This window comes from Micrococcus antarcticus (assembly GCF_044872765.1).
In the GTDB taxonomy this organism is placed as follows: domain Bacteria; phylum Actinomycetota; class Actinomycetes; order Actinomycetales; family Micrococcaceae; genus Micrococcus.
Map to the genome: position 1 here is coordinate 2275678 of NZ_CP085253.1, position 14462 is coordinate 2290139.

General features: G+C 71.7%; 14 protein-coding genes. 9 read left to right on the forward strand and 5 right to left on the reverse strand.

Translation table 11 applies throughout. The annotated features are described in order from the left end of the window. Positions 1 to 9: 9 nt before the first annotated feature. A complete protein-coding gene (locus tag LG274_RS10615; protein WP_343282415.1) occupies positions 10 to 951 on the forward strand; it encodes an ABC transporter ATP-binding protein in 942 nt (313 codons plus the stop codon). Between the two features lie 3 nt (positions 952 to 954). Then, positions 955 to 2829: an ABC transporter permease gene (locus LG274_RS10620; RefSeq protein ID WP_404464384.1), complete on the forward strand. Its 1875-nt coding sequence runs from the start codon at positions 955 to 957 to the stop codon at positions 2827 to 2829. Positions 2830 to 2866: 37 nt separating this feature from the next. Here LG274_RS10620 and LG274_RS10625 read toward each other — a convergent pair whose 3' ends face one another. Then, entirely contained in the window at positions 2867 to 4354 is a 1488-nt protein-coding gene (locus LG274_RS10625) for an MFS transporter (RefSeq protein ID WP_404464386.1), read from the reverse strand. Between the two features lie 98 nt (positions 4355 to 4452). Between LG274_RS10625 and LG274_RS10630 the strand changes: the two genes are divergently transcribed. The 7 genes from LG274_RS10630 to LG274_RS10660 all read left to right on the forward strand — a co-directional run bounded on the left by LG274_RS10630 (position 4453) and on the right by LG274_RS10660 (position 10645). Next, complete coding sequence (locus tag LG274_RS10630; RefSeq protein WP_404464388.1) at positions 4453 to 4977, forward strand: phage holin family protein; 525 nt, start codon at positions 4453 to 4455, stop codon at positions 4975 to 4977. Then, positions 4974 to 5861: an exodeoxyribonuclease III gene (locus tag LG274_RS10635; protein WP_404464390.1), complete on the forward strand. Its 888-nt coding sequence runs from the start codon at positions 4974 to 4976 to the stop codon at positions 5859 to 5861. Before LG274_RS10630 ends, LG274_RS10635 begins: the two co-directional genes overlap by 4 nt. Positions 5862 to 6000: 139 nt before the next feature. Then, the gene (trpS, locus tag LG274_RS10640) at positions 6001 to 6981 is read left to right on the forward strand and encodes a tryptophan--tRNA ligase (RefSeq protein ID WP_248115502.1); all 981 of its coding nucleotides are present in this window, start codon (positions 6001 to 6003) and stop codon (positions 6979 to 6981) included. A 200-nt stretch (positions 6982 to 7181) separates the two neighbouring features. Next, positions 7182 to 7892 (forward strand): ABC transporter ATP-binding protein, encoded by a 711-nt coding sequence (locus LG274_RS10645; protein ID WP_248115503.1) that lies wholly within the window; start codon positions 7182 to 7184, stop codon positions 7890 to 7892. Beyond that, positions 7889 to 9172, forward strand: coding sequence for an ABC transporter permease (locus LG274_RS10650; protein WP_248115403.1), 1284 nt, complete (start codon positions 7889 to 7891; stop codon positions 9170 to 9172). Before LG274_RS10645 ends, LG274_RS10650 begins: the two co-directional genes overlap by 4 nt. Positions 9173 to 9219: 47 nt before the next feature. After that, complete coding sequence (locus tag LG274_RS10655; protein WP_248115404.1) at positions 9220 to 9903, forward strand: hypothetical protein; 684 nt, start codon at positions 9220 to 9222, stop codon at positions 9901 to 9903. A gap of 187 nt (positions 9904 to 10090) precedes the next feature. Next, the gene (locus tag LG274_RS10660; RefSeq protein ID WP_248115405.1) at positions 10091 to 10645 is read left to right on the forward strand and encodes a hypothetical protein; all 555 of its coding nucleotides are present in this window, start codon (positions 10091 to 10093) and stop codon (positions 10643 to 10645) included. A gap of 99 nt (positions 10646 to 10744) precedes the next feature. On the opposite strand, the gene LG274_RS10665 is transcribed toward LG274_RS10660, so the two are convergent. From LG274_RS10665 to sdhC, 4 genes are all read right to left on the reverse strand, one after another. Then, entirely contained in the window at positions 10745 to 11557 is an 813-nt protein-coding gene (locus tag LG274_RS10665; protein ID WP_248115406.1) for a succinate dehydrogenase iron-sulfur subunit, read from the reverse strand. Continuing rightward, a complete protein-coding gene (sdhA, locus tag LG274_RS10670) occupies positions 11557 to 13344 on the reverse strand; it encodes a succinate dehydrogenase flavoprotein subunit (protein WP_248115407.1) in 1788 nt (595 codons plus the stop codon). Before sdhA ends, LG274_RS10665 begins: the two co-directional genes overlap by 1 nt. Positions 13345 to 13428: 84 nt before the next feature. Further along, the gene (locus LG274_RS10675) at positions 13429 to 13908 is read right to left on the reverse strand and encodes a succinate dehydrogenase hydrophobic membrane anchor subunit (protein ID WP_298714029.1); all 480 of its coding nucleotides are present in this window, start codon (positions 13906 to 13908) and stop codon (positions 13429 to 13431) included. Between the two features lie 2 nt (positions 13909 to 13910). Beyond that, positions 13911 to 14246, reverse strand: coding sequence for a succinate dehydrogenase, cytochrome b556 subunit (gene sdhC / locus LG274_RS10680; RefSeq protein ID WP_248115504.1), 336 nt, complete (start codon positions 14244 to 14246; stop codon positions 13911 to 13913). Between the last annotated feature and the right edge of the window lie 216 nt (positions 14247 to 14462).

Below are 14462 nucleotides of genomic sequence, written 5' to 3' on the forward strand. Positions count from 1 at the left end.
GCCCCCGTCATCCGCGCGCGCGGCCTGCGCAAGCAGTACGGCGAGTTCCATGCCGTGAAGGGCATCGACCTGGACGTGCGCCCCGGGGAGTGCTTCGGCCTGCTCGGCCCCAACGGCGCGGGCAAGTCCACCACCATGCGCATGCTCGCCGGCACGTCGCAGCGCACGGCGGGCGAGCTGAGCATCATGGGCATCGACCCGGAGGACGACGGCCCCGCCGTCCGTGCGCACCTGGGCGTGGTGCCCCAGCAGGACAACCTCGACGAGGAGCTCACGGCGCGGGAGAACATCCTCATCTACGGCCGCTACTTCGGCCTGCCGTACTCCTACCTCAAGCCCAAGGCGCAGGAGCTGCTCGAGTTCGCCCAGCTCACCGAGAAGGCCGACGCCAAGGTCGCCGACCTCTCCGGCGGCATGAAGCGCCGCCTCGTGATCGCCCGGGCGCTCGTCAACGAGCCGGCCCTGTTCCTCCTGGACGAGCCCACCACGGGCCTGGACCCCCAGGCCCGCCACACCCTGTGGGACCGCCTCTACCGGCTCAAGGAGCGTGGCACCACCCTCCTGCTCACCACGCACTACATGGACGAGGCGGAGCAGCTGTGCGACCGGCTCGTGGTGGTGGACGCGGGCGAGATCATGGCCGCCGGCACGCCCGCGGAGCTCATCCGCGAGCACGCCTCCCGCGAGGTCCTGGAGGCCCGCTTCGGCACGGACCGCAACGAGGCCGCCGCCCGCACCCTGCAAGCCCATGTGGGCGACGGCGTCGTGCACCGCGTGGAGGTCCTGCCCGACCGCGTCCTCCTCTACGCCGAGCGCGCGGACGACCTCCAGCACGCGCTCCAGCGACTCGTCGACGACGGTGCCGTGCCCGCCCCCGCCACCACCCTCACCCGCCGCGCGAGCCTCGAGGACGTGTTCCTCATCCTCACCGGCCGCACCCTGGTGGACTGAGCCGTGGCCGCCTCCGCCTCCACCCCGCCCGCCCCGGACTCGCCCCCGACGACGGCGCCCGCCGCCGCCCCGACGACCGCCGGCCCCCTGCGGCCCCCGATCTCCGCGGCCGAGAGCGCCGAGCGCGTGCGGGCCCGTGGCGTGCTCTTCTACGCCGAGCACACGTTGCGGACCATGCGCCGCTACGGGGCGGTCCTGATCGTCGGCGCGCTCGGCGAGCCGCTCCTCTACCTGCTCGCCATGGGCCTCGGGCTCGCCCAGCTCATGGGCGGTGGCGCCCCGCAGGAGGCCCTCGGCGGCGTCTCCTACGTCGCGTTCATCGCCCCCGCGCTGCTGGCCTCGGGCGCCCTGATGACGGCCTCCGTGGAGTTCTCCTACCCCGTCATGGGCGGGTTCCAGTGGCACAGGACGTACTACGCCGCGCAGGCCACCCCGCTGTCCCCGGCGCAGATCGCGCTCGGGCACCTCGCGGCCGTGAGCCTGCGGTTCCTCTTCCAGGCGGCCGTGTTCTTCGCGGTCATGCTGGCCTTCGGCGTGGTCTCGAGCCCGTGGGGCTGGCTGCAGGTGCTCACGGCCACGCTCGGCGGCCTGGCCGTGGGCGCGCCGATCATGGCGTTCGCGGCGTCCCTCACGGAGGACAAGGGCCAGTTCGCCACCCTGCAGCGCCTCGTGATCATGCCGCTGTTCCTCTTCTCGGCCACGTTCTACCCGCTCGACGCCCTGCCCGTGTGGCTGCGGTGGATCGGCTGGATCTCCCCGCAGTGGCACGCCGCCCAGCTCGGCCGCGTGCTCTCCTACGGCATGGCCGAGCCCGCCTGGCTCACGGCCGTGCACCTGCTCGTCCTGCTCGCCCTCGCCGGCATCGGCACGTGGCTCGCCGTCCGCGTCTACACGCGCCGGCTCGGCTGGATGCGGGGTGCCCCGGATCGCGACGCCGTCGCCGTGCCCCGCACGCGCACCGCCTCCCGCCTCGGGGGGAGGCCGAGCCCCGCCGAGGCGGCGTCGGCCGCCCGGCCCGGCGCGTCGTCGTCCGCGGCGGTGGGGTCGGCCGCGGACGCCGTGCCGCCCATGCCGCCCATCACGGTGCGCCGCGGCCCGCTGTCCGGCATGTACTCGGGGAACGTGCGGGCCGTCATGGAGCGGGCCCTCCTCTCCCTGAAGTCCAACAACTGGGTGGTGTTCTTCTCCGGCTTCTTCGAGCCGGTGCTGTACCTGGCCTCGATGGGCATCGGCCTGGGCACGCTCGTCGGCGACGTCACGGGTCCCGACGGCACGCCCGTCCCGTACGGCATGTTCATCGCCCCGGCGCTGCTGGCGGTCTCCGCGATGAACGGCGCGATCTACGACTCCACGTGGAACGTGTTCTTCAAGCTGCGCTACGCCAAGACGTACCAGACCATGCTCGCCACCCGGCTGGGGCCGCTGGACGTGGCCGTCGGCGAGATCGCCATGGCCCTGCTGCGCGGGCTCATCTACGCGGTCGGGTTCCTGATCGTCATGACGGTCGCCGGCCTGGTCACGTCGTGGACGGCCGTGCTCATGATCCCGGGCGCGCTGCTGGTGGCGCTCGGCTTCGCCTCCCTGGGCATGGCGGTCACCAGCTTCATGAAGACGTTCCAGCACATGGACTGGATCCAGATCGTCCTCATGCCGATGTTCCTCTTCTCCGCCACGTTCTTCCCGCTCAGCGTGTATCCGCCGGCCATCCAGGGGGTCATCCAGGTGTTCCCGCTGTGGCACGCCGTGGAGATGATGCGCGCGCTCGCGGTGGGTGTGATGACGTGGGGCACGCTCGGGCACGTCGCCTACTTCGTGGCGATGGCCGCCGTGGGCGTGTGGCTCACCTCGCGGCGGCTGGGCGCGCTGTTCCTGCGCTGAGGGTGCCCGGCCCGGTGCCGCGCGTCGGTGGTGCCGCTCAGGCCGCGCGGGCCCGGGACCGACGGCGGCGCAGCAGGTCCGCGCCCGCGGAGACCAGCACGAGGGCCCAGCTGCCGGCCACCACCGCCAGCGCGCTGCCGCCCGCCACGCCGTACTCGTGGGCGGTGGGGGCGTGGCCCGTGCCCGCGAGGGCGGAGAAGTACACGCCGGTGACCATGGCCAGGCCGATCGAGGTGCCCACGCGCTGCGCGGTCTGGGCGACGCCGCCGGCCGACCCCGCCTCCTCGGGGAGGACGTCGTCCATCATGAGCACCTGGGCGCTCGTCATGATGAGCGCCTGGGACGCGCCCTGCGGGATGAGCAGCGCGGCGAGCGTCCAGAGGGGCCACGCGCCGTCGGCCACGCGGACGAAGGCGAGCATGAGGGCGAGCATGGAGGCCACGCCCAGGGCCGCGCCCGTGAACACGAACCACGGGCCGAACCGGTGCACCTGCGAGCCGATCCACGTGGAGGACGCCGTCACCAGGAGGGCGGAGGCCAGGGTGATCATGCCCGCCGCGAGGGCGGAGTGCCCCAGGCCCTGCTGCACGAACACCGCGATGACGGCGAACGCGCCCGGCATGGTGCCCATGTAGACGGAGGTGTGCAGGGTGGCGAACGTGAACGAGGGGCGCCGCAGCAGGGCCGGGTCCACCATGGGGTGGACTCCCGTGTGCGGGGCGGCGGCCCGCACCCGCTTCTCCCACAGCCACCACGCGGTGAGCAGGGCGGCCGCCATGGCCAGCAGCCACCAGGTGCCCGGCAGGATGAACGGGAGCATGAGGGACACGGTGGCCGCCCCCAGCAGCACGACGCCGACGGGATCCAGGGCGCGCAGCCCGCGCGGGACGACGGCGGCGGTCCGCGTCGGCGGGTGCAGCCACAGCACGCCCAGGAGCAGGGCGAGCAGCCCGATCGGGGCGTTGACGAGGAACGACGCGCGCCACCCCGCCTCCGGACCGAGCAGCCCCATGAGCAGCCCGCCCAGGAGCGGCCCCACCGCCACGCCCAGGCCGATCACGGTGCCGAACATCCCGTAGGCCGTGCCGCGCGCCCGCCCGGAGAAGGTGGACTGGATGACCCCGATGATCTGCGGGTTGAACAGTCCCGCGCCGATGCCCATCAGGAGCCGGGCACCGTTGAGCACCACGGGGCTCCAGGCCAGGCCCGCGAGCAGCGAGCCGAGGACGTACACCGCGATCCCGGCGAGGAACAGCGGCTTGCGGCCCCACAGGTCGCCGGCCCGTCCGGCCGCCACGAGGACGACGCCGAACGTGAGGGTGTAGCCCGAGAGCACCCACTGGAGGTCCGCGCTGCTCGCCCCCAGGCCCGACTCGATCGCGGGCAGGGCCACGTTCACCACGGACACGCTCATGAGCGACAGGAACAGCGGCATCAGGAGGATCGCGAGCACGCGCCGCTGCTCCGGGGTGAAGTGGGCGTCTGCGGGGCCGGGCGCGGCCGCGGGAGAGGAGGTGGGGGTCACCGCCCAAGGATAGGGCCCGTGCGCCGCTCGATTCGGAGCGCGGCGCCCGCGTGCGGGATGATGGTGGCCAGCCTCGTCCGCCTCCCGTCAGGATCCCCATGTCCAGCAGCCTGCCCACCGGTTCCGCCGCTCCCAGCCGTCGCGCCCGCGCCTCCCGCGCGGGACTGCCCATCGGCTCCACCGCCTTCACGGTGATGATCATCGTGCTCCTGGTGGCCATCGTCTTCGCGGCCAACGCGAACGACGTCATCGGCTGGCTCGTGGTGGCCATCGCCGCGGGGTGGCTGGTCTTCGCGGTGATCGTGTTCCTGCAGCTGCGCGCGGGCGTGCGCTCGGCGGCGGCCACGGTGGACCGCACCGTGTCCACGGTGCGCGCCGACGTCGCCGCCCTCGGCAAGCCCATGGTGCGCGGCGAGACCGTGGAGCCCGTGGTCGACCCGATGCGGGACACCAAGCTGGACCACTCCTTCAAGATCGTCCAGGTGCAGGCCCGCGTGGTGAAGGAGCAGCTCGCCGCGGAGGGCGGCATGGACCGCGAGATGGTGGACCGCGCCCTCGAGACCATCCACATCACCTCCGCCAACGCGCGGGACATGCTGACGGACGACAGGGCCGCGCGATGAGCGAGTCGACGCCGGCCGAGCCCGTCGTTCACGCGAACGCGGGCGCCCCCAAGGCCGACGGCGCGGTGCGCATCGCCACCGTGAACGTCAACGGCATCCGCGCCTCCCACCGCAAGGGCATGGTCCAGTGGTTCGCCGGCCGCGGCGTGGACGTGCTGACGCTGCAGGAGGTCCGCGCACCCCGCGCGATCACGGAGAAGCTCGTCCCCGAGATCGTGGGCGGCGAGTGGACCGAGGTCCACGTCGCGGACCACGAGGCCGCCGCGAAGGGCTGCGCCGGCGTCGCGATCGCTTCGCGCTTCCCCATCGAGGACGTGCGCGCGGGCATCAGGGACGAGCGCGGGTACTTCGACGACGCCGGCCGCTGGCTCGAGGCGGACCTGCGCCTGCCGGACGGCTCGCTCCTGACCGTGGTCTCCGCCTACGTGCACTCGGGCGAGGCCGGCACCCCCAAGCAGGACGACAAGTACCTCTTCCTCGGCGAGATGTCCCGCCGCCTGGCCGAGCTCTCCGCCGCCAGCCACCCGGCCCTCGTGACGGGCGACCTCAACGTGGGCCACACCGAGCGGGACATCAAGAACTGGAAGGGCAACCTGACGAAGGCCGGCTTCCTCCCCGAGGAGCGCGCCTACTTCGACCGCTTCTTCGGCGAGCTCGGCTGGGTGGACGTGCACCGCGCCCTCGCCGGGGACGTGCCCGGCCCCTACACGTGGTGGTCCATGCGCGGGAAGGCGTTCGACACGGACGCGGGCTGGCGCATCGACTACCACATGGCCACCCCGGACCTCGCCGAGAGGGCGAGCGGCGCCGTCGTGGACCGTGCCCCCAGCTGGGCCACCCGCTTCTCCGACCACGCCCCGCTCGTGGTCGACTACCAGTACTGACCCCCACCGACGCGAAGCATCGAGGCACGCCGTGAACACCCCCCAGAAGAAGAACACCGTGCAGGACGTCCTGGCCACCGACGTCTCCGCCACCGCCCACCTCACCGGCGCCTCCACGCGCCACCGCGTGCTCTCCGGCATGCAGCCCTCCGCGGACTCCCTGCACCTGGGCAACTACCTCGGTGCGCTCGTGAACTGGGTGAGGACGCAGGACGACTTCGACGCCTACTTCTTCATCCCCGACCTGCACGCCATCACGGTGCCGCAGGACCCGGACGCCCTGGCCCAGCGCACCCGCGTGGCGGCCGCCCAGTTCATCGCCGGCGGGATCGACCCCGAGCGCTCCACGCTGTTCGTGCAGTCCCAGGTCCCCGAGCACGCGCAGCTCGCGTGGATCCTCACGTGCATGACCGGCATGGGCGAGGCCATGCGGATGACCCAGTTCAAGGACAAGTCCGCCAAGCAGGGCGCCGACGCCGCCGGCGTGGGCCTGCTGGCCTACCCCATGCTCATGGCCGCGGACATCCTGCTCTACCAGCCGCACGGCGTGCCCGTGGGCGACGACCAGCGCCAGCACGTGGAGCTCACCCGCGTCCTCGCGCAGCGCTTCAACCACCACCACGGCGAGACGTTCGTGGTGCCCACGGGCTTCTACCCGGAGACCGGCGCGCGCATCTACGACCTGCAGAACCCGACCGCGAAGATGTCCAAGTCCGCGGAATCCCCGAACGGACTGATCAACATCCTCGACGAGCCGAAGGTGATCGCCAAGCGCATCAGGTCCGCCGTGACCGACGACGGCACGGAGGTCCGCTTCGACCGCGACGCCAAGCCCGGCGTCTCCAACCTGCTGACCATCCTCTCGGCCGTCACGGACACCCCGATCGCCCAGCTCGAGGAGCGCTACGTCGGGAAGATGTACGGCCACCTCAAGGTGGACGTGGCGGACGCCGTCGTCGAGCGCCTGAGCCCGATCCGGGAGCGCGCCACCGAGCTGCTCGCCGACCCCGCCGAGCTGGACCGGATCCTCGCCGTGGGCGCGGCCAAGGCCCGCGAGGTGGCCACCCCGGTGCTCCAGGACGTGTACGGCCGGCTCGGCTTCCTTCCTCCGCTCGGCTGAGGCCGCTCCTCCCTTCGTCGCGGCAGGATCATCCCCGCGGGGGAGGCGCCCGCCCCGGGCCCTGTGTCACGCTGGGGCCGGCGCCCGCGACGGGCGGGCGCCGCCCGCCCCGTGCACGGGACGCGGGCCTCAGCGCAGAGGGAGAGCACGTGAGCCACACCGTCCACACGACCGCGGGGGCACGCTCCCCGGGTGATGCGATGCCGTTCGGCGGGGTCGAGCCGATCCTGGAGACCGAGAACCTGGTGAAGGTCTACGGTCGCGGCGAGTCCCGCTTCGACGCGCTCAAGGGCGTCACCCTCCAGCTGCGCGCGGGGGAGTCCGTGGCCGTCGTGGGCAAGTCCGGCTCGGGCAAGTCCACCCTGATGCACCTGCTCGCGCTGCTGGACCGCCCGACCTCCGGCGTCGTCGCGATGGACGGCCGGCCGGTCTCGGGCGTGAGCCCTGCCGAGGTGTCCCGCCTGCGCAACGCGACCTTCGGGTTCGTGTTCCAGCAGTTCTTCCTCAACGGGAACCAGAGCGTGCTGGAGAACGTGGTGCTGCCGCTCAAGATCGCGGGCGTGCCCCGCCGCGAGCGCCGGGAGCGCGGCATGGACGTGCTCGCCCAGCTCGGGATGGCGGACAAGGCCGGCAACCGGGCCACCGACCTCTCGGGCGGCCAGAAGCAGCGCGTGTGCATCGCCCGCGCCCTGGTCAACCGCCCCACGGTGCTCTTCGCGGACGAGCCCACGGGCAACCTGGACTCGGCCACCTCGCGGTCCGTGGAGGACATCCTCTTCGGCCTCCAGCGGGAGCAGGGCATCACCCTCGTGGTGGTCACGCACGACGACGACCTCGCGGCACGCTGCGACCGTCGGCTCGTGATGCAGGACGGGATGATCGTGGACGAGGAGTCGGGGGCGCGCGCATGAGGACCACGGACCTGGTGGGCACCGCGCTCGCCAACACGATGCGCTCCAAGCTGCGCACCTTCCTGACCGTGATCGCGATCGTGATCGGCGCGTTCACCCTCACCCTGACCACGGGCCTCGGCGCCGGCATCAACAAGTACGTGGACAACATGGTGGAGGGCTTCGGCGCCCCGGACGAGATGACCGTGACCAAGCAGGCGGACATGGGCAGCGGGTTCTCCATGGGCGGGGCGCCCTCCGAGTACGACCCCGAGGGGGCCTCCTCCGGGGAGATGTTCGGCATGCCCCTGCTCACGGGGAAGGACCTCGAGACGATCCGGGACGCCGAGCACGTGACGGCCGTGGAGACCGCCCGCCTCGTGGAGCCGGAGTTCATCGAGGGCGCGGACGGCCGCCAGTGGGCCGTGCCCTTCATGGGAGCCTCGTACGAGATCGGCACGCTCTCCATGGCCGCCGGGCGTGAGCCCGCCGAGGACGCGGCCGAGATCACGGTGCCGACGGACTGGGTCGAGGCGCTGGGCGGCACGGAGCCTGAGGACGTCCTCGGGCAGACGGTGACCCTGGTGGCCGCGGATCCGCTGGGCGAGCAGAGCGGGATGGAGGCGGAGGTGGTCGGCGTGACCGAGGCCGTCGCCTCGGGCTCGGGTGTCGGGCCGGTGCCCTCCCGCGCCGTCGAGGACCGCCTGCACGAGATCCAGACCGCAGGGCTGCCCGAGGAGCAGCGCGACACCTACTTCTCCGCCACGGTGACGGTGGAGGGCATGCCCGAGAACGAGGCGGCCGTGCAGGCGGCCCTCGCGGAGCAGGGCTACTCCGCCCAGACCCTCGAGGACCAGCTCGGCGTGATCCGAGGGATCATCGACGCGGTGACGTGGGTGCTCAACGGCTTCGCCCTGATCGCCCTGCTGGCGGCCAGCTTCGGCATCATCAACACCCTCCTCATGGCGGTGCAGGAGCGCACCCGGGAGATCGGCCTCATGAAGGCCCTCGGCATGACGGGCGGCCGGATCTTCGGGCTCTTCACCCTGGAGGCCGTGATGATCGGCCTGCTGGGGTCGCTGATCGGCATCGGGCTGGGCGTGGCCGTGGGCCTGACCGCGAACGCGCTGCTCACGCAGGGCGCCCTGAGCGGGGTCACCGGCTTGGTGCTGTACGCCGTCGAGCCGCTCTCCCTGCTGCTGATCGCCCTGCTGATCCTGGCGATCGCGTTCCTGGCCGGCACCCTTCCCGCCGCCCGGGCCGCCCGCAAGGACCCCATCGAGGCACTGCGCTACGAGTGAGCGGCCCCGCCCACGCCTGAGTCCACCATCCCCTGAGAGGAACCGACATGACGACCACCCCTCCCCAGAACCCGAGCCCCTACGGTGAGCCCGACCCGATCGACCGGCCCCAGTACTCCACTCCGGGCCAGTACCCCGCCGCAGGCCAGTACCCCGCGCCCAGCCAGGACCCCGCACCGGGCACGGCCCCCGGCTCGCGGTACGGCACCCAGCCGTACGCACCGATGGGCCAGGGCGGTGTCCTCCCCGAGCCTCGCCGGCACCGCACCCTGCTGACCCTCACCCTGGCGTCCGCGGCGCTGTGGCTGCTCGCGAACGTCCCCCCGCTCTTCGGACTCGACGACATGATGCGCGTGGTCCGCGAGTCCGTCTCGGCCGAGGGCGGCGTTCCGCCGGAGGACGTCGACAGGTTCGAGGCCTTCTTCCGGGCCTCGTTCATCGGCGGCGTCGTGGTGGCCCTGCTGATCGGCCTCGCCGTGTACGCCCTCGTGTACTTCGGCCTTCGGGCCGTGAAGAACTGGGCGCGGATCGTGGGCATCGTCGCCGCGATCCTGGGCACGCTCGGCGCCCTCGCCGGACTCCTCAGCTTCACCACGTTCCCCGGCCTCGCGGGCGTGATCGCGTCCCTGGCCAGCCTCGGCCTCCTGGTCGTGAACATCCTGTGGCTGGTGAACGCGTTCAGTGGCGAGGAGGCCGCCTACACCCGGCAGGGCCGCCCCGCCGGCGCCTGACCTCGGCGCTCGACCGTCGCGGACCCTCCACCCTCGCCTGCCCGTTCCGTGAGCGCATCCGGCTCCGCCGCGACGCACGGTGCTCAGCGGACCCCGGCCGACCGAAACGACTCCCGCACCGGAGGGGGAATCCCTGAACAGTCCCCCTCCTGTGCGGGTGTTGTCGCATCCGGGGGAGGATGGGGACATGCACGCGCACCCCTCTGACTCCTCGCCCGCGGGCGCCGACCCGGCGCCCGAGACGTCCCTCGACGCCGCCGCCGTCCACGACCGCGTGGTCCGCCGCCCGATCCGTCGCCTTCAGTTCCTGACGCTCGTGACGGGGGTGCTCAGCGCCGCCGCCACGGCGGGCGTGCTCGCCCTCCAGTCGGTCTCGGGCTACGCCCGCGCGGTGCTCGAGGCGCGTGCGTGGGGTGCGGTGGCGGTGACGGACGCCGACGTCGCCTCCTTCCTCACCCCGCCGGGGCTGCTGCCGGCCGCCGTCGTGGGGATCCTGGCGGCCACCGCGCTCCTGATGTGGGGCGCGGCGCGCCTGATCGGCGCCACCCGCTGGGTCGGCACGGTGCTCGTGGGGATCGGCCTGCTCACCGCGGCCTTCTGGATGGTCGACGGCGGCCGCATGGTCGCCGCCGGAGGGGCGGGGCCTCTCGTGCTCGCGTCGGTGGTGGCCATGCTCATCGCGTGCGCGGCGTGGCTGTTCATCACGCATCTGCGCTCCACCCGCGACGCCTTCGACGGCTGAGCCGCGACCCCGTGGACGCAGAACGGCGGCCCGTCTCCCCGCGTGGGAAGACGGGCCGCCGTCGTGGTCGCGAGGCCCGGGAGCCCGGGCCTGAGCGGATCAGAAGGAGCGCGCCAGGATGGCGTTCTTGACCTCGGCGATCGCCTGGGTCACCTGGATGCCGCGCGGGCACGCGTCGGTGCAGTTGAAGGTCGTGCGGCAGCGCCACACGCCCTCCTTGTCGTTGAGGATCTCCAGGCGCATGTCGCCGGCGTCGTCGCGCGAGTCGAAGATGAACCGGTGCGCGTTCACGATGGCGGCCGGGCCGAAGTACTGGCCGTCCGTCCAGAACACGGGGCAGGACGAGGTGCACGCGGCGCACAGGATGCACTTGGTGGTGTCGTCGTAGATCGCCCGGTCGGCCTGGGACTGGTAGCGCTCCTGGGTGGGCTCGTGGCCCTTGGCCACGAGGAACGGCATGACCTCGCGGTAGGACTGGAAGAACGGCTCCATGTCCACGATCAGGTCTTTCTCCACCGGCAGGCCCTTGATGGGCTCCACCAGGATGGGCTTGGACAGGTCGAGGTCCTTCAGCAGGGTCTTGCAGGCCAGGCGGTTGCGGCCGTTGATGCGCATGGCATCGGAGCCGCACACGCCGTGGGCGCAGGAGCGACGGAAGGACAGCGTGCCGTCCAGGTCCCACTTCACCTTGTGCAGGGCGTCCAGCACGCGGTCGGTGCCGTACATGGTCAGGCGCCACTCGTCCCAGTAGGACTCCTCGGAGGTGTCCGGCAGGAAGCGGCGGACCTTCAGGACGATGTCGAACGACTCGATCTCGCCGACGCCGCCCGAGGTCTTCTGCTCGGTCGGCTCGGCGACCTCGACGGTCTGCTCGGCCACGGGGGTCTCGGTCTCGTGTGCTGCGTGGCTCATCAGTACTTACGCTCCATCGGCTGGTAACGGGTCACGACGACGGGCTTCGTCTCGAAGCGGATGCCCTTGACGCCCTCCATCTCCGCGGTTTCGTCACGGTAGATCATGGTGTGCGCCATGAAGTTGGCGTCGTCGCGGTCGGGGTAGTCCTCGCGGTAGTGGCCGCCGCGGGACTCCTTGCGGCCCAGGGCCGCGAGGGTCATGGCCTCGGCGATGTCGAGCAGGTAGCCGAGCTCCATGCCCTCGAGCAGGTCGAGGTTGAAGCGCTGGCCCTTGTCCTGCACCGACACGTTCTCGTAGCGGCCGCGCAGCTCCTCGATCTTGGCCAGGGCGCGGCGGATGGAGTCCTCGTCGCGGAACACCTGCATGTCCGCGTCCATGGACTCCTGCAGCTCGGCGCGGATGTCCGCGACGCGCTCGCTGCCCGTGGCCGAGCGCAGGCTCTCGATGTGCTGGCGGGTCGGCGCCTCGCCGTTCTCCGGGAGCTCCACCCAGTCGGCGGTCGCCGCGTACTCGGCGGCGAAGATGCCGGCACGGCGGCCGAAGACGTTGATGTCCAGCAGCGAGTTGGTGCCCAGGCGGTTGGAGCCGTGCACGGACACGCAGGCCACCTCGCCGGCGGCGTACAGGCCCGGCACCACGGTGTCGTTGTCCTGCAGCACCTCGGCCTTGATGTTCGTGGGCATGCCGCCCATGAAGTAGTGGCACGTGGGGAACACCGGCACCGGCTCCGTGTAGGGCTCGACGCCCAGGTAGGTGCGGGCGAACTCGGTGATGTCCGGGAGCTTCTCGTCGATGTGAGCGGGCTCCAGGTGCGTCAGGTCGAGCAGCACGTAGTCCTTGTTCGGACCGGCGCCGCGGCCCTGGCGGACCTCCTCGGCCATGGAGCGCGCCACGATGTCGCGCGGCGCGAGGTCCTTGATGGTGGGGGCGTAGCGCTCCATGAAGCGCTCGCCGTCCGCGTTGCGCAGGATGCCGCCCTCGCCGCGGGCCGCCTCCGAGAGGAGGATGCCCAGGCCGGCCAGGCCGGTCGGGTGGAACTGCACGAACTCCATGTCCTCCAGCGGCAGGCCGGAGCGGTACGCGATGGCCATGCCGTCGCCCGTGAGGGTGTGGGCGTTGGAGGTGGTCTTGTACACCTTGCCGGCGCCGCCGGTGGCGAACACCACGGACTTGGCCTGGAAGGTGTGCAGCTCGCCGGTGGCCAGCTCGTAGGCCACGACGCCGGCCACGCGCTTCTGCGTGAACGGGGTGCCGTCGGCGCGGGTCGCGTCCTCGTCCACCATGAGCAGGTCGAGCACGTAGAACTCGTTGTAGAACTCCACGTTGTGCTTGACGCAGTTCTGGTAGAGCGTCTGGAGGATCATGTGGCCGGTGCGGTCCGCGGCGTAGCACGCGCGGCGCACGGGCGCCTTGCCGTGGTCACGGGTGTGGCCGCCGAAGCGGCGCTGGTCGATCTTGCCCTCGGGGGTGCGGTTGAAGGGCAGGCCCATCTTCTCCAGGTCGAGCACCGCGTCGATGGCCTCCTTGGCCATGACCTCGGCGGCGTCCTGGTCCACCAGGTAGTCGCCGCCCTTCACGGTGTCGAACGTGTGCCACTCCCAGTTGTCCTCCTCGACGTTGGCGAGGGCCGCGCACATGCCGCCCTGGGCCGCGCCGGTGTGGGAGCGGGTGGGGTAGATCTTGGTGAGGACGGCCGTGCGGGCGCGCTGGCCGGACTCGATCGCGGCACGCATTCCCGCGCCGCCTGCGCCGACGATCACCACGTCGTACTTGTGTACCTGCATTCAGGTTTCTCTCTCTCGGTGTCTTGCGGGCGCGGTGGCCGGGGGGTCACGCCGCGCGAGCGGGGGAGGCGGATCCGGTGGGGATCAGCGGCAGATGGCGGGGGAGCGCTCCATGAGAGCGCCGGAGGCGTCCACCATGCAGGCGTCGAACGTGAAGATCACGAGGGTGCCCAGGATGATGATCGCGGCGGTGGCGCTGTACAGGATCATCGACAGCCAGAAGCGGACGCGGTCGCGCTCGGCGTAGTCGTTGATGATGGTGCGCATGCCGTTGGCGCCGTGCAGCATGGCCAGCCACAGGAGGGCCAGGTCCCAGAACTGCCACAGCGGGTGCGCCCACTTGCCGGCCACGAAGCCGAAGTCGATCCCGGAGATGCCGTCTCCCACCATGAGGTTGGTGAAGAGGTGCGTGAAGAGCAGGACCACGAGGATCACGCCGGACACGCGCATGAAGAGCCACGCGAGCATCTCGAAGTTGCCCTTGCCGCCCTTGGAGCGGGTGTACTTGGGGTCCAGCTTGCCCGAGCGGGGGGCCGCGAGGGGGGTCTCAGCGGTGGTGCTCATGATCAGTGACCTCCCAGAGCCAGGCCGAAGTGGCGGATGCAGAAGCCGAGGACCAGGACGGCCCAGACGGCCAGGACGATCCACAGCAGGGTCTTGTGGTGGCGCGTGCCGCCCTTCCAGAAGTCCACGGCGATGATGCGCAGGCCGTTGAGGGCGTGGAAGAGGATCGCGGCCACGAGGCCGGCCTCGCCGAGTGCGAAGTACCAGGTCTTGTATGCGCCGATGACGACGTCGTATGCCTCGGGGGAGACCCGGACCATGGACGTGTCCAGGACGTGGACGAGCAGGTAGAAGAAGATGACGACGCCGGTGACGCGGTGGCCCACCCAGGACCACATGCCGCCGTGGCCCCGATACAGGGTTCCGCGGCCGCTCTGAGCCGGGGCCTGCGCAGTGGCGCTAGACACGGTTGATACCTCCAGGGGGAATGCACGATCCCTGGCCTGGGCAGGGTTCTGCCGGGGCGCGGGACGTGTGCGAGTGGATTCCTCCGACCAGGGTAGACCCTCGGGGGCCCGCCGCGCGTGCGGGCGCCGCCACTGTGACGCGTCCCG